The 13858-nt window shown below is 39.8% G+C and carries 15 protein-coding genes; 4 read left to right on the top strand and 11 right to left on the bottom strand.

Features of this window, described 5'->3' with window-relative positions; genetic code table 11:
- Position 1: 1 nt before the first annotated feature.
- The 6 genes from CH377_RS00875 to CH377_RS00850 are packed head-to-tail and all read right to left on the bottom strand — an operon-like array spanning position 2 to position 6527.
- Positions 2 to 1177 (bottom strand): MFS transporter, encoded by a 1176-nt coding sequence (locus CH377_RS00875; protein ID WP_100721963.1) that lies wholly within the window; start codon positions 1175 to 1177, stop codon positions 2 to 4.
- The gene (locus tag CH377_RS00870; protein ID WP_100721962.1) at positions 1174 to 1557 is read right to left on the bottom strand and encodes a PilZ domain-containing protein; all 384 of its coding nucleotides are present in this window, start codon (positions 1555 to 1557) and stop codon (positions 1174 to 1176) included. The genes CH377_RS00875 and CH377_RS00870 overlap by 4 nt, the downstream gene beginning before the upstream one ends.
- A 7-nt stretch (positions 1558 to 1564) precedes the next feature.
- Complete coding sequence (locus CH377_RS00865; protein WP_100721961.1) at positions 1565 to 2311, bottom strand: NRDE family protein; 747 nt, start codon at positions 2309 to 2311, stop codon at positions 1565 to 1567.
- 1 nt (position 2312) lies between these two features.
- Complete coding sequence (gene lsa66 / locus CH377_RS00860; RefSeq protein WP_100721960.1) at positions 2313 to 4085, bottom strand: fibronectin-binding adhesin Lsa66; 1773 nt, start codon at positions 4083 to 4085, stop codon at positions 2313 to 2315.
- A 34-nt stretch (positions 4086 to 4119) separates the two neighbouring features.
- Positions 4120 to 4671, bottom strand: a complete 552-nt coding sequence (locus CH377_RS00855; protein WP_100721959.1) for an NUDIX hydrolase — start codon at positions 4669 to 4671, stop codon at positions 4120 to 4122.
- Entirely contained in the window at positions 4668 to 6527 is a 1860-nt protein-coding gene (locus CH377_RS00850) for a carbon starvation CstA family protein (protein WP_100721958.1), read from the bottom strand. The genes CH377_RS00855 and CH377_RS00850 overlap by 4 nt, the downstream gene beginning before the upstream one ends.
- A gap of 106 nt (positions 6528 to 6633) precedes the next feature.
- On the opposite strand from CH377_RS00850, the gene CH377_RS00845 reads away from it, so the two are divergent.
- On the top strand, positions 6634 to 7545 hold the full coding sequence (locus tag CH377_RS00845) for a DnaJ domain-containing protein (protein ID WP_100721957.1): 912 nt from the start codon (positions 6634 to 6636) through the stop codon (positions 7543 to 7545).
- On the opposite strand, the gene CH377_RS00840 is transcribed toward CH377_RS00845, so the two are convergent.
- Positions 7546 to 8004 (bottom strand): YHS domain-containing (seleno)protein, encoded by a 459-nt coding sequence (locus CH377_RS00840; RefSeq protein WP_100721956.1) that lies wholly within the window; start codon positions 8002 to 8004, stop codon positions 7546 to 7548.
- Positions 8005 to 8050: 46 nt separating this feature from the next.
- Here CH377_RS00840 and bufB point away from each other — a divergent pair, with 46 nt between their 5' ends.
- Together bufB and CH377_RS00830 are read left to right on the top strand one after the other, a co-directional pair.
- On the top strand, positions 8051 to 8863 hold the full coding sequence (gene bufB, locus CH377_RS00835) for an MNIO family bufferin maturase (RefSeq protein WP_100722774.1): 813 nt from the start codon (positions 8051 to 8053) through the stop codon (positions 8861 to 8863).
- Positions 8860 to 9615, top strand: a complete 756-nt coding sequence (locus CH377_RS00830; protein WP_100721955.1) for an HvfC/BufC N-terminal domain-containing protein — start codon at positions 8860 to 8862, stop codon at positions 9613 to 9615. The genes bufB and CH377_RS00830 overlap by 4 nt, the downstream gene beginning before the upstream one ends.
- On the opposite strand, the gene bufA2 is transcribed toward CH377_RS00830, so the two are convergent.
- Both bufA2 and CH377_RS00820 read right to left on the bottom strand, forming a co-directional pair.
- Entirely contained in the window at positions 9605 to 9862 is a 258-nt protein-coding gene (gene bufA2 / locus CH377_RS00825; RefSeq protein ID WP_100721954.1) for a BufA2 family periplasmic bufferin-type metallophore, read from the bottom strand. The two genes, CH377_RS00830 and bufA2, sit on opposite strands and share 11 nt — an antisense overlap.
- Positions 9863 to 10032: 170 nt before the next feature.
- Entirely contained in the window at positions 10033 to 10620 is a 588-nt protein-coding gene (locus tag CH377_RS00820) for a YceI family protein (protein WP_100722773.1), read from the bottom strand.
- A gap of 171 nt (positions 10621 to 10791) precedes the next feature.
- Here CH377_RS00820 and CH377_RS00815 point away from each other — a divergent pair, with 171 nt between their 5' ends.
- Positions 10792 to 12381 (top strand): LA_3751/LA_3752 family putative glycosyltransferase, encoded by a 1590-nt coding sequence (locus tag CH377_RS00815; RefSeq protein ID WP_100721953.1) that lies wholly within the window; start codon positions 10792 to 10794, stop codon positions 12379 to 12381.
- On the opposite strand, the gene CH377_RS00810 is transcribed toward CH377_RS00815, so the two are convergent.
- Together CH377_RS00810 and CH377_RS00805 are read right to left on the bottom strand one after the other, a co-directional pair.
- On the bottom strand, positions 12370 to 13065 hold the full coding sequence (locus CH377_RS00810; RefSeq protein ID WP_100721952.1) for a glycosyltransferase family 2 protein: 696 nt from the start codon (positions 13063 to 13065) through the stop codon (positions 12370 to 12372). The two genes, CH377_RS00815 and CH377_RS00810, sit on opposite strands and share 12 nt — an antisense overlap.
- Positions 13062 to 13856 (bottom strand): hypothetical protein, encoded by a 795-nt coding sequence (locus CH377_RS00805; RefSeq protein ID WP_100721951.1) that lies wholly within the window; start codon positions 13854 to 13856, stop codon positions 13062 to 13064. Before CH377_RS00805 ends, CH377_RS00810 begins: the two co-directional genes overlap by 4 nt.
- Between the last annotated feature and the right edge of the window lie 2 nt (positions 13857 to 13858).

The following is a 13858-nucleotide window of genomic DNA, read 5'->3' as shown; positions in this document are numbered from 1 at the left end:
TCTAATTTTCGGAATTTTTAAGTGAAAGACGAATAAAATAAAAAGAAACAGTTATCGAAACGAAAGCGGCAATAAGGAACATACTTTTAGGCCCCGAATAAAACCAGATCAGCCCACCAAGATTACTTGCAATCAAGGCAGCAATACTATTCAATCCTGCAAATGTTCCTATCGCAGAAGCTGCATCCGTTTTAGGGATAATATTTGTGATTAATGCTTTGGAAATCCCTTCTGTGCTAGCGGCGTAGATCCCGTACAAAAAAAATAAGGAATAGAAGTGAATTGTGTCTTCTGCAAACGCCATTCCTCCGTATACAAAAGCAAATACAAATAAGCCGAAAACCAATGAGGGCTTGAGTCCTATTTTATCCGCTAAAATTCCCGCCGGCAGTGAAAATAAAGCATACACTAAATTATAAAATATGTATATTCCAATCACTTGAGAGTCTTCTAAACCTTTTGCTTTTACCATCAAAAGAAGAAAAAGATCGGAACTATTGACTAGTCCAAAGACCAAAAGCCCTATTACTAATTTTTTATAGGAAATTGGTGCATTCTTCCAATACAGAAAATGAGATAGAAAGTTCGATTTCTCTTCTGTTACTAGTTTTTCTTTTTTCTTTTCACTTAAAAGACCTGAGATCAGAAATGCGGAGAGTCCTGGGATAGCCGATATAAAAAATAAAACGGAATAATTTTGAGGATAAAAATGTAAAAATATTAAAGCGAATGTAGGCCCGAGTACTGCTCCCAAAGTATCCATAGAACGATGGAATCCGAAAACCGTACCTTTGGTTTCCGGTGTTGCTTCATCGGAAAGTAATGCGTCTCTTGCACCTGTTCTGATCCCTTTTCCCAATCGATCCAATGTCCTGGATAAAAAGATCCAAAAAGGAAATGTGAAAAATCCCATAATAGGTTTTGAGACTGCACTTAATAAATATCCGAACTGAACGAAAGGAACTCTCTTGCCGTTTTGGTCCGAAAGTTTTCCAAAATATCCTTTGCTAAGTCCTGCGATCGCTTCTGCAAATCCTTCTAAGACTCCGATCAAAACCACAGAGAATCCAATGCTCTCTAAGTAAAGAGGCATGATTGGATACAACATCTCGCTGGATACATCAGTGAAAAGACTGATGAAAGAGAGGACCCAGACTGCGTTGGTGATTTTTTTCAGGATAGAGGCTTTTTGTCTTTGTCGAAGAACTTTTTATGGATCAAGTCTTGGATCAGATCTTTGTCTTCTTCGGAAAGGCTGATGAAGATTACGTTTGCTTTTTTTCCGGAGACTCGGATCACTTCCGATTCGAGTTCCATATTCTTGCCGTTGATATTTCCAAACAGGATAATCCTGTCTCCTTCGAAAACGGAAGTGCGGGTCTCGAGACCTGCTCCTCCAGTTCCTATATCAACGATGAATACTGGAAATCTTTGGGTTTTACCTTTGACTATAAAATCACCGTCTATGGTGATTTTGACGCGAGCGTTCTTCCTCTTCTGTTGAGAAGGGTCCCGGTATTCGTATTTATCGTCGAAAAGGGAATTAGTGCCCGCCATACGACAATCATGCAGAAGTTCGAAATTCAGTCAAAGTGAAATTGTAATCTTCTTCTGGACCCTCTTCGCAAGGCTGAGAATTCTTATAAGAGAAATAAACAGAAGATCCATCTAAAACAATTACCGTTCTGGAGACGGAATGTGCGTCCCTTCTATGCATACAAGGCGATAGAGCGCCTTGTTCCGGTAGATGAGAAGATAAGAATGACTTAGCTATGTTCGTAAAATCCGCGGCATTCGGAAGGGAAGATGGACGAAAATTATTATTGAAGGTTTCTCTTCTGGAAACCTGGGCTTTCGGGCCTTGTGTGAAGGAACTCCCGAAAACTGCAAATGTTTCCGTGTCAGTTTCGGTTTGGTAAATTTTACCGTCCCAGATAAAAATTTCGGTCTTCTCTTTGCTTACCTTAAATAATTTGAACGGATAATATTGTTCCAACTCTGAATTCGTATAAGACTCAGGAGTTCTCTCTCCTAAAAGAACGGAACGAACTAATAGTCCTCTGCTTACAGGATTGCGGAGTAATTTTAAGGTGGCTTCGTAGTAGTTTACTAAGCAGACAATTTCTCCTGCTTGGGTGACTCCGATCCAAGTGCCTCCTGCTTCTCCGTCAATCGGTGCGATTGCTTTTCCGGAATTTGATTCCAGTAATTGAGGAAAAAGAGAAGGTTTTCTTTTTATCGATTCGTCTCTATTAAACCCGACTCCAAGTATTCCTTTGCTCGGATCTCTATATATCAAAGAAGTACACATTTTATTTTCCTACGCTCAAGAAGAAATCCACTCTTTCGTTTCGGTCCACTTCATAAGCTCCGTTCCCAGGGATCAAAGGTAATGTTTCCCCATAACCCCTGTATCTATATCTTCCGAATTCATAATCTTTTCCGAATAAAGATTGGAATACCTTCTTCGCTTTCTCTTCGGAAGCTCTTAGATTATATTCGTCGTCTCCCCTATGAGAAGTATGGATTTGTAACTCGGCCTTGTATCCGGGGAATTTATTTAAGACGGATTTTAGTTTAGAAGGTAATGTCCACCATTTGTCCTCGTAAATACGATTTGGAACGGAGAATCTAAAACCTTCCTTTTCTTTTACGACTAAGATATCTGTTTTGATATCCCCTAATTCTAATTCCTCTTCTCCGCCGAATACGTCTTTGTAAGATAGAACAAATCTAAGTTCTGCAAGAGATCCTATCCTTCTTCCTTGATCGTCTAAACCGTACCAAATCAATTTGTCCGGGCCGTTCCCGGTCCCATTCCAGCTACGGACGATCCTTTCTTCTTGTTTGTCCCCATCGTAATAGGACTCCATAATATTGATCTTCCAGGACACAATCGGAAGTCCTTTGGATTTTAGACGGATTTCGACTAGATCTTTTTGCCAATCTCCATCAGGTGTAAATCCGCCTGGAGAAACATCGTAGGAGAATTTTGGCTTCTGATCCGAAAGTTGGAATTTTTTAGGAATGCTTATATACTTATCGTATCTATTATAAACCGTTAGACGATAGAAATATATTCCTGGACCTAAAGGTTTGTTTTCTTTGTTCTTCGGTTCCCAGTTCAGTTCTGTCGGAGGTTCCCCCAATGATTTTTGGGAAAAGACTATATTATCCTCTTTCGCTTCATTTTTAAAAATTTCCAATTCATAGGAATCGGATTTTAATTTAGAAGAAACGTATGAGTTAAATTTAATACGATTTAAAGGATTATTCGGGTCGGAAGGAAACAAATCTCCTTCTACATTTAGATCTACTCCGGAAGACTCGTTTTTGACCGTAAGATTTTCGATCTTATCTATGGATTCGTTCCCAGCAGGATCTCTTCCTATGAGTTTATATGTATATAAACCGGGAGGTACCATTCTGCCGTTTGAATCGGTTCCATCCCATACGAGCTGGTAAGGAACTTCTCTATTTCTCCAAGTATAAGCTTTTAAGGATCTACCTTCGAAGTCTAAAAATTCTCCGATGAACATGTCGGCGGATTCTCCGGAGGTTTTTTGTTGTATGATGACCTTAGATAAATTCCTGTCTTCGCTTAATAATAACTTGGTTTTACAATTTGCCTCTACTTTTGGAGGTCTTGCATCTAAATAGAATGTAGACTCTTCGGAGAGTATCCTTTCTTTGTTTGCGGTCAGCAAAAATAACTGATAAGTATAGTATCCGTCACCTACTGGAGTGCCGTTCTCATTCTCCCCATCCCATTCCAGGATAGAAGGAAGATATATATCTTCTGATGCGAATTCGTTTTCGTCAGAAAAAATTGTGAATCCTTTTTTGCGGATCTTTCCCGCCTCAAATTTTCGAACGGTTTCTCCTGAGGCACTTCTGATCGTTAGCTCCCAATCCTGTAATTTTGGCAAAGAAGAAGTTTGGATCTTGAATCTCAGAATATCGGAGACGCCATCCCAGTTCGGAGAGAAGGAGCCGGATTCAGTACTGATCAATGAATTTGCGGAAATCGAAGAAGAGAATAGAACTCCCAGGATACCTAAAAAAGGAAAAAATTTTCCGAACATGCTACTAGGAAATTCCTTCCGAGAAAAAATGCACTTATGTTTTATCCTCTAATTTTCTGTTACGGATCGAGCCCATATGAGTTCCCGCATTAGAAGACTCGGATTTTTCGGTATAACGTTTTAATGCGAATGTGACCGAGGCAAATGCGATCTCTTCCCAAGGTATTTCTTCGGGAGTGAATAATTTTACTTCTTCCGATTCGGGGCTTTCTGAAAAAATTCCATCGATTAAATTGGCTAAGAAGAACATATAAACTTGGCTGATATGAGGAATACTGTACACGGAATGAAGACGAACGATATCAATCTTAGCGTTTGCTTCTTCCGAGGTTTCTCTTGCGGCGCCTTCTTCCACTGTTTCTCTGTTTTCTAAAAATCCGGCGGGCAGAGTCCAGTATCCCTTTCTAGGTTCTATTGCACGTTTGCAGAGTAGTATTTTTCCTTCCCAGATAGGAATGGTGCCAACGATTACCTTCGGATTTTGGTAATGTATGGTCCCACAGTTTTCACAAACATATCTTGTGAGACTGTCTCCTTCCGGAATTTTTTGGACTACTTCAGAACCGCAAACGCTGCAAAATTTCATGCTTTAGAAAACCTTCTCCATGCCAGGATCGCTTCCAATAATAACCAAACGGTTAGAAAAATCAAAACTCCTCCAACTGTCGCGAGTAAATAGCTAGGAGATTTGGAGAATATAAAATCGTAGAAGTTAATAACCATTGCCCAGAGTGTAGCGCCTAATACGAATATCATCGGTATAAAACTAATCCAGGTCTTTTTCTTAGAATACAATAGATAGATTGTGATTACAAGTAAAGCAAGTCCAGCAAGTAGCTGATTTGTGGTCCCGAACAGTTTCCAAAGTGCTAATCCCGCTGTGGTTTTTTTGCCGTTTTGGTCGATTTGTAAGAATGCAAAAAATCCGATCGCAACACATGCGATAATACTGGAAACATAACGATTCCCTAAAGTTTTTTTGATCGTTTCCGAATTGAAACTTTCCGCGATCTCTTCTATATTATATCTTAATAATCTGGTTGCTGAATCCAAAGAAGTCAAAGCAAAACTTACTACCACAAGTGCGATAAAACCTTGAGCAAAACCTTCGTCAAAACCTAACTGAGAGATAAATCTTCCGGTTCCGTAGATATATGCTCCTACAGAAGGTGCTAAACCTTGGATGCCGGACCAGGATTTATAAAACGAAGACCATTCTCCTGCAGATGCGAATCCGATCGTACAGGCAACAACCGATGTAAGACCTAAAAGGGACTCGCCTATCATTCCACCGTATCCTATTACCCTTGCATCTATTTCCCTGTCCAATTGTTTTGCAGTGGTTCCTGAACTTACCAAAGCATGGAAACCGGAAACGGCTCCGCAGGCAATCGTGATGAACACGAATGGAATAATATCCATATCCACTTTTTCAGTGCGGATTGCTTCAGCGTTAAAGGAAGAAAATTCCCCGAAAATACTTCCTTTAACAAAACCGAAATAGATAGCAATGATCCCTAAATACAATAAGAAGGAATTGATATAGTCTCTACTTTGGAGAAGTAGCCAAACTGGAGTTACGGAAGCCAGAAAAGCATATGCAAGAAGTATAATTTTCCAGATCGGTACCCCGGGAGATTTATCTATATCATTCAGACCAGTCCAGCTGAGAATGGATTCATTCATTCCGAGTGCCATTACTATCAAAGTGAGTGCTACGGAAGCGAATGTAAGAGGTCCGAGCTTCATTCCTTTTTTATAATGAAGCCAACCTACTAAAACGGCAAACACCATGATTCCTGCAGTAGGAATTACAGCTTCCGGAAAATGGCTTCTGAGCTTAATAGGAGAAGAAGGAGTTTCGACTCTAATATCCGAAGGATGCGCATGGTCTTTTATGCTCGGAGTAGTTTGTGTTTGCTCAATTTGTGGAACAGGCGTAACGGGTGCTTGTTTTAATTTAGGATCCGCAGAGAACATTTCTGCGAGAACGATCACGAACACACCCATTGCCAATGCTACTAAGAAAAAAATGATCGCATGAAATAAACTTCTCGCTCTTGGTCCTAAAAGATCCTGAGCAACTTGTCCGATCGATTTACCTTGGTTGCGGACTGAAACTACGATTGCTCCGAAATCATGGACACAGCCTATGAAAATTCCTCCAAATACCACCCAAAGCATTGCAGGTAACCAGCCCCAGATCACTGCGACTGCAGGTCCTAAGATGGGAGCGAGTCCTGCGATGGAAGCATAATGGTGTCCGAATAAAACTGCTGGCTTTGTGGGAAGATAATCCACACCGTCATTGAACTTATGAGCCGGGGTATCACCCACAGTGTCTTTGAGTTGAAAGATGGATTTGGATAAAAATCCGGAGTAGAACTTATAACCTAAAAAATAAAGAGTGAAACAACCAAAAACCGCGAGAAGGGGTAACATGTGGGAAAAATCTCGTTTTATGCGGCCCGGATCAAATCTTTTTTCTCGGGAAAATGAATAGACAAACTCGGTTACGGGCAGAGGGTCTAAAGTATAGGTTCTTGCTTTGAACGCCCGTAGTTTCGATCAGGTCAAATCGTCCTTAGAGGACGTAATCTTTGAATTACAGTCTGGGAGTAATGATTGTGAGTGGTTTATTTCCTCCGAAAAATTGATCGAAATTTTGGAGATCCGACGAGAGGATTATTTTAAACTTCTATATACTCTCCGAGGAGAAAGAGAATATTCTTCCAAAGGTTCCCAAGGATTTACCCAGGACAACGCGGATCTTCTCATTTTATTACTGGAGAAGGTCCTAAAAATCGAAGGCCTCGCTTACGAATTCGCAAAAGGTGGAGTGTATTTCGACGACACTTATCTGGATGAATTCCGTGCTTATTTGAAAGAGATCGTTCTTTCTAAATTGGAAAGGCATGATCTGGATAAGGAACTTCTACTCTTACTCATATCTTCTACCAAAAAATTTGAAGACGCATTTGATTCCTACTTCGACGATAAATTCGATGTACAAAGATTAGTGGATAATGGGATCACCGAATTCCTGGAAAGAAAAGGTTTTTCAGGAGATTACGGAGCAGATGTATTCTTAAGAAATTATTTCTTTCAAATCCTAAATACCAAGTTATTCCCTATCCGACAAATTACCTCCGAATACAGAGATAGGGCATATTACGAAATTTTCGGAAGATTCAGAGAAGAAGAAAGAGAAAAGACTAAAAAGAAAAAATCCAATTTCCGTAAAAAATTCTCTACGAAATCGTTTTACGAGGATGAAGATGCGGAAACAAGGGAACATCGCGAATTTTTAGGACTCTCGGAAGAATATACAAAAACGGAATTAAAAAATAAATACAAAGAGATGATCAAAAAATACCATCCGGACGTAAACAAAGACGGACTGGAGATGACACAAAAGATCATCGCTTCTTATAATTTTTTAATAATGAAAAATCGTTAATTAAGGATTTGTTTGGATTAGAGGCAAAACCTTCCACTGGTTATCAGCTTTTACGATATTTCCCGGTATATCTCTTTCCCAAAAACCGTGGACCTTCTCGTTATAGTTCAGATATAATTTACCGGAGACAATTTTCCAAGCTTTAGGATCCGTTTCATAAGTTTCTCCATCTCTCATTGCATAAGCACAATATCCTCCGTATTGAGGAGCAAAACTTTCTGGAGACTTCTTAAAAGATTCCAAATTTTTTTCGGAAGAAAATCTCCAGTCTGCTCCTTTCCAACGAAAACTGAATTTAGGATCTCCTTCTTTGGGTTTGGATTCCTTAAAATAAGCGACTGGATCATAACCGTTGATTGCGACTTTTCCGTCTTGTTTGAAAACAGGATCCGCTAGTTGTCTTCCGGAACAGTCCCAGAGAAGTAAAAATACGATCGGTAAAAAATACGACTTGTTCATGTATCCTTCTTCGGATCGAATCGAAATAGGTTACATCGGAGAATATATGTCTTCTATCGGAGTAGGGCTTAGAAAAGAACATTATCCTTATTTAAGAAAGGGTGAACCTGTCAAAATTTCTTGGTTCGAAGCGATTACTGAAAATTATATGGATACCCAAGGTCGCCCCTTGGAAATGTTGGAGTTTATACGCGAAAATTTTCCGGTCGCACTACATGGAGTTTCCTTATCTATACTTGGCGGAACTTTCCCCGATAAAAAATATCTAGAACGATGGAAAGCACTGATCCAAAGAATAGATCCGTTCTTGGTTTCGGATCATCTTTGCTGGACTGAACAATCCGGAAATTATCTGCACGATCTTTTACCTTTTCCTTTTACTCAAGAATTCTTGAAATTTGCGGTGGAAAGAGCTCTACAGGTCCAGGAGGTCTTGGGCAGAAAGATCCTATTGGAGAATGTTTCGACCTATTTGAGTTTCCCTCAGAGCGAAATGACGGAGTGGGAGTTTATCTCGGAACTTTCCCAAAAAAGCGGCTGTGGGATTTTATTAGATATTAATAATATATATGTGAATTCGATCAATCATGGATTTTCCGCACACACGTATTTGGATTCCATTCCTTGGGAGAATGTGGGGCAGATCCATCTTGCCGGTCACACTGATACTGGAGAATTTTTATTCGATACTCATTCCAGGCCGGTTGCAAAAGAAGTTTGGGACCTATTCTCTTCTTTTGCCGCTAAGATCCAAGGAATTCCTATACTATTGGAATGGGACGAAGATATCCCAAGTTTTCCGGAAATGGAAGAAGAAGCACTCAAAGCAAAATCACTTCTGGAATCTGTGCCGAAATGAAACCGGAAGAATTTAGAAAAATTTTTTCGAGCGTTCTTTTAAAAAGAGAAGAAGGTCCGCTTTTGTCGGATCAGATCTTGCCCGGCGGAAAATTGGATGCTAACTCCGCGATTGCAGTCTACCAAAACGGTTATCTCGCCAGATTTACGGAAGCCTTGGGAGAAAAATACGAAACAGTTTGGAAAATCCTAGGAGACGAGGATTTTTTCGAGACCGCAAAGGCCTTTATAGAAGATCATCCATCTAATTCCTATAATATATCTAATTATGGGGTGGATTTCCCGAACTTCCTAAAGGAAAATTTTTCAGAACATCCGGTATTGGCAGAAATAGCAGAATTTGAACTTAATGTTTTTAGAATATTTCATCTATCTAAGAACTCGGAAGATCATCTGCAAAATTCACTTCCGCAAAAAGAAACAGAAGATATGAATATTATCTTTCATGAGTCAGTTCGATTTTTAGAATATTCTTATCCAGTCTACGATCTTTGGAAAACGGAAAACTCGGAAGATTTATCTCAATTTTTGGAAGAGAGAAAACAATATTTGGTCTTAGGGAAAAAAGGATCTGACCTATTCGTTTCTGAAATCGGAGAATGGGAATTTTCTTTTGGTAAATACTTAGCCCAAGGAAAAAGTATTTTGGAATCTTTGGAAATTTCCGGAAATCCCCCGAAAGGATTGGGGGCTATTTCCGAGTTCCTTTCGAGGATGACGATAAATCGTTTAATACTGAGTATTAGCTCTTAAATGTCCCTTTCTTTGATTCACATTCTTTTTTTGTGAGGGAGATCCAACCTTCTCCTTTGCAGGAGTTTTTTCCGGCACAGCTATGTCCTTTTCCGCCACAATCTCCAGTGCCTTTACAAGAATTGATTCCGTAACATTCTCCCTTCGGTTCTTCTACCTTTGCTTCTTTTTTTTCCGCAATCGCTCCGGTAGCAAATAAGCCGGTAAGAGCGGCTCCGATGATCATACTTTTAGTCAGTTCGTTCATACTTTCGTTTTTCCAGTGATTTAATAGAGATCAAATTTAAATCATTCGATCCGTTTTCATTTCGATCTTGGTGGGAGAAGGTTACGTAAAAAAAGAAGAAAGGAAAGAATATGAGAGAGGATTAGAAATATCGGGACCTTCTTTCGAAAGCCCCGATAGGAGAATATAAATTATTCTGGAAGCGCTTCGCCTTCGATACGGATAGAAACTTCTTCTCCGATTAGAAGTCCGCCTTTTTCTAAAGGTTTGTTCCAAGCGATATCAAAATCAGCTCTTTTGATTTTAGTTTCTGCTTCGAAACCTAGGTGAGTATTTCCCCACGGGTCTTTTGCAGAACCTGTGAACTTAACTTCTAAAGTAACTGGTTTAGTCACTCCTTTGATAGTTAATTCTCCTTGGATCTTAGAAACTCCGCCTTTTTTCACAGTCGCTTTTTTAGCTTTGAAAGTAAGAGAAGGATGATCGTCTACATTGAAGAAATCTTTTCCTTTCAAGTGTCCGTCTCTTTTCTCATCGTTAGTGTGAATGGAAGCAGCTTTGATAGTTACGTCTAGATCAGTAAGAGTACCGGTAGCTTCGTCATAAGCGAATTTTCCGCTGAAGTCTTTAAAACTTCCGGATACGTTAGAAATGGTAAGGTGTTTGATCTTGAAGCCAACGCCAGTGTGAGCGTTATCTAATTTAAAATTTCCAGCTTGAAGGCTGCCGAAAGTTAAAAGCACCAGAAGGCTAGGGATCAGATAAAGTTTCGTTTTCACGAGTGATTTTCTCCTTTGAGAATGTTTGGGTTTTAGACTGAATCTCCCGGTGTAATTATTGAAATTACAAGTAAAAATGTAAAATTTATTTCGAAAAACTGAAAGCTCCGTGTTTGTACCGGCAAGAATTCGTTTCATAAATTAGGGGGTGGGGGATGTTTGCCTTCGATCATGAAAACAACTGGAATTTCAAAAGGATTCTTTCTATTTAGCGCAATTTATTTCGCGATCCTAATTTTACTAAAACCTTGGGAGGCACTTTTTTCAGATCAGTTTTTGAAATACCACCAAGCCTATTCCATGTTCCAATCCGGTTTTAGCACCGAAAATTTAATCTATCCGTCCCTCGATCTGGATCCGACTTATAGTTATTTTCTTTGGAAAGCACCGATGGTTTTCCAGATCGGAGATAGAATGATCGGTCAATATCCGATCTTTCTCACACTTCTAATCGCGCCTTTTTTAGTTTTCAGTTGGGTCCCAATCGTTTCCATTTTGATGGGAATATTCAATCTTGTCTCGGCTTATATTTTGAGAAGGTTCTGGGATCTTTCCTGGTTCTGGTTAGCGTTCACTTTTTTTGGAACGTATATCTTTTTGATGGGACCTGAACTTTCGGAACATCCTCCTCTTCTTCTTTTGGAATTATTAGGACTTACCTTCTTTTATAAGACGGAAGATAAAATTTCCAATAAGTTGATCGGAGGAATTGTTCTAGGCCTTGGTGTTTGGTTAAGATTAGAAGTTTTGATCTTCTTTGTGATCTTCTGGGCTAGCGGCTGGGTCGCTTTCGGAAAGGATTGGTGGAAAAAATCTTTCTGGTTCTCCGTATCTTTTTCAGTTATTGTACTTCTACTATTCTTATTTCATACACTGGATTATCAACATCCGATCGGCCCAAGATATTTCCAAAATTTTAATACTGGAGAAGACCAAGGAACAGTTCTTTCTAGGGCATTCACAATCCTAATCGGAACCTATACCATGCCGGGGCTTTTGATCTATTTACCGATACTTATTCCTTTGCTTTATTTTTTTGGTAAAAAAGTCAAAGAAGGAAAGATCCAAACCTCCCTTTATCATTTAGGGATCAGCGCTTATGCATTTATTATACTGATCGCATTCCTTGCGCCAAACGATGGGGTTTCGAACTGGGGACCAAGATATGTTGGGCTCGCATTGATCCCATTCGTTTTGGTTTTGAAAGAAGTAACCGAGGTTTCCGAATGGAAACTGGGAAAATCCGGGAAAAACTTAGCGTTTTCCATTCTAATAATTTATTCTTTCGGAATGACCTTGGCTGGATTTGTAAATTACCAAAGAAGTTCTAAAGAGATCAAAGCGATCCGTTCTATTTACAAGGACTCCCAAGCCTCAAGTTTATTGTTCTTGGATGACGTTCTTTGCGGATCTATCGGCCCTTCTTATTTCCAGAAGAGAGTATTATGTATTCATGATGAAACTTCCGCACAAGGAATGGATACTATAGTATCATTTCTTTCTAAAAAACATCCTGGAGAGAGGGTAGGATTTATTTCTTATTCTGACGCTGTGGTGGAATACGCTGCAAAACTTCCCGAGTCGAATAATATCCTAATGCATAAATACAGAATGAAAGTATTGGCAGAAGCGGCGATCCGTCCTGTCTGGCTGGAACTATTTGGTCATGCTTGGGAAGAGAAGGAAGTGAAAACGAAAGGTCTTTGGGAATATCGAGAATACGAAATTCCCAAAGAACAGAAAGTTATATTAAGAAAATAGATTGTATCTTAGGATACAATAGATGGCTCTAAATCCGTCTTTCCAACCTATCTTTTTACCTTCTGCGTAAGTGCGTCCATAATAGGAGATCCCTACTTCGAAAATTCGAATGTCCGGGATTTTGGAAATTTTTGCAGTAATCTCAGGCTCGAACCCGAAACGATTCTCTTTAATATCGATTCCTTGGATGACTTCTCTACGGAATGCTTTATAACAAGTTTCCATATCAGTCAGGTTAATGTTCGTGAACATATTGGAAAGAGTGGTCAAGAATAGATTTCCGAGTCTATGCCAGTAGTATACGACTCTATGGGCTCTTCCTCCCATAAATCTGCTTCCGAAAACCACGTCAGCTTTCCCTTTATAGATAGGATCGATCACATCGGGAATTTCAAACGGATCATATTCCAGGTCCGCATCTTGAACGATGACTATATCACCTTTGGCAGCTTTGAATCCTGTGCGGAGTGCAGCACCTTTTCCCTGGTTTTTCTCATGAAATACGAGTTGGTCCACCAACTTCTTAAAAGGAGCGGTTTGAAGGAGTTCCCTCGTTCCGTCCGTGGAAAAATCGTCTACAAGAATGATTTCTTTATCCTTATAAGGGACTTTCTTTACGGTTTCTAAAATGTTTTTGATGGTCTGTTTTTCGTTATAACAGGGAATTACGATGGAAAGTTTCATTTAGCGTCCAGACCGACTAAGTCGCTCATCCGGAAATCCCGGATGATATTTTCGGCTTTAACGATTATTTTTTCCAATGCGATACCGAAAAGTAAATTCTTATACGCTTCCGAAGCTTTCGGATAGTCCCTATCGCTGACTTGAACGGTCATTCTGTCGCTGACCCTGTTTTTCTCCACACATTCCAGCGCGGTCTTTCTGAGTCCTGCGAGTGCGATACATACTTCTTTCAGAATGTTTTGGGAATCCCTTTCCATTGTGGATTGGTTCCCATTTGCATCTAATAATGCCTTAATATGTTCGGAGATGCGGAGAGAAGGCATTCCTCTTTTAGTAACTCCCACCCGTTCGATCATGGAGATACTATCTTGGAAGGCGGAATATTCGGGAGTTCCTCTGAATATATGAATTAAAACGGGAAGGTCGGTATCTGCAAACGCAGTCATAGCACCGTAAAAATATCTCATTTCCGGCCTGGCTAATGGATGGAAATCTACCCTTTGGTATTTGGAAAGTTTTTCCTCTTGTTCGTCCAGGATACGATTGATCGTTTCTCCCTTGGAGGCGTTCCTTCTTTCCGTAAGTTCTTTATGTTTAGTTTTGATCTTTTCCAAAAAGTCGACTTCGTCTTTCAGGAAATTGTCCAGGTTTCCCCTATGTTTTAGGGTTTGGATATAACGATCCTCGAAACCTTTGGCGTCGAAAATTTTAGGACTTTGTTTGGCCCCTTCCCGGTATTCGGTTCGGAGTTTTTCTACGATTGTTTTTATCTCTTGATCGCTAAGTGCCATGC

It is taken from the genome of Leptospira haakeii (assembly GCF_002812045.1).
Classification (GTDB): Bacteria; Spirochaetota; Leptospiria; order Leptospirales; family Leptospiraceae; genus Leptospira_B; species Leptospira_B haakeii.
The sequence above is the reverse complement of the archived record's forward strand: the minus strand, read 5'-3'. Positions and strand labels throughout refer to the sequence as shown.

Excerpts from the sequence above, each read along its gene's own strand:
- CH377_RS00810 (WP_100721952.1), bottom strand. The coding sequence starts at position 13,065 with ATGAAACTTTCCATCGTAATTCCCTGTTATAACGAAAAACAGACCATC.
- CH377_RS00850 (WP_100721958.1), bottom strand. The coding sequence starts at position 6,527 with ATGTTACCCCTTCTCGCGGTTTTTGGTTGTTTCACTCTTTATTTTTTA.
- CH377_RS00805 (WP_100721951.1), bottom strand. The coding sequence starts at position 13,856 with ATGGCACTTAGCGATCAAGAGATAAAAACAATCGTAGAAAAACTCCGA.
- bufB (WP_100722774.1), top strand. The coding sequence starts at position 8,051 with ATGTCTTCTATCGGAGTAGGGCTTAGAAAAGAACATTATCCTTATTTA.
- CH377_RS00865 (WP_100721961.1), bottom strand. The coding sequence starts at position 2,311 with ATGTGTACTTCTTTGATATATAGAGATCCGAGCAAAGGAATACTTGGA.
- CH377_RS00840 (WP_100721956.1), bottom strand. The coding sequence starts at position 8,004 with ATGAACAAGTCGTATTTTTTACCGATCGTATTTTTACTTCTCTGGGAC.
- CH377_RS00830 (WP_100721955.1), top strand. The coding sequence starts at position 8,860 with ATGAAACCGGAAGAATTTAGAAAAATTTTTTCGAGCGTTCTTTTAAAA.
- bufA2 (WP_100721954.1), bottom strand. The coding sequence starts at position 9,862 with ATGAACGAACTGACTAAAAGTATGATCATCGGAGCCGCTCTTACCGGC.
- CH377_RS00855 (WP_100721959.1), bottom strand. The coding sequence starts at position 4,671 with ATGAAATTTTGCAGCGTTTGCGGTTCTGAAGTAGTCCAAAAAATTCCG.
- CH377_RS00815 (WP_100721953.1), top strand. The coding sequence starts at position 10,792 with ATGAAAACAACTGGAATTTCAAAAGGATTCTTTCTATTTAGCGCAATT.
- lsa66 (WP_100721960.1), bottom strand. The coding sequence starts at position 4,085 with ATGTTCGGAAAATTTTTTCCTTTTTTAGGTATCCTGGGAGTTCTATTC.
- CH377_RS00870 (WP_100721962.1), bottom strand. The coding sequence starts at position 1,557 with ATGGCGGGCACTAATTCCCTTTTCGACGATAAATACGAATACCGGGAC.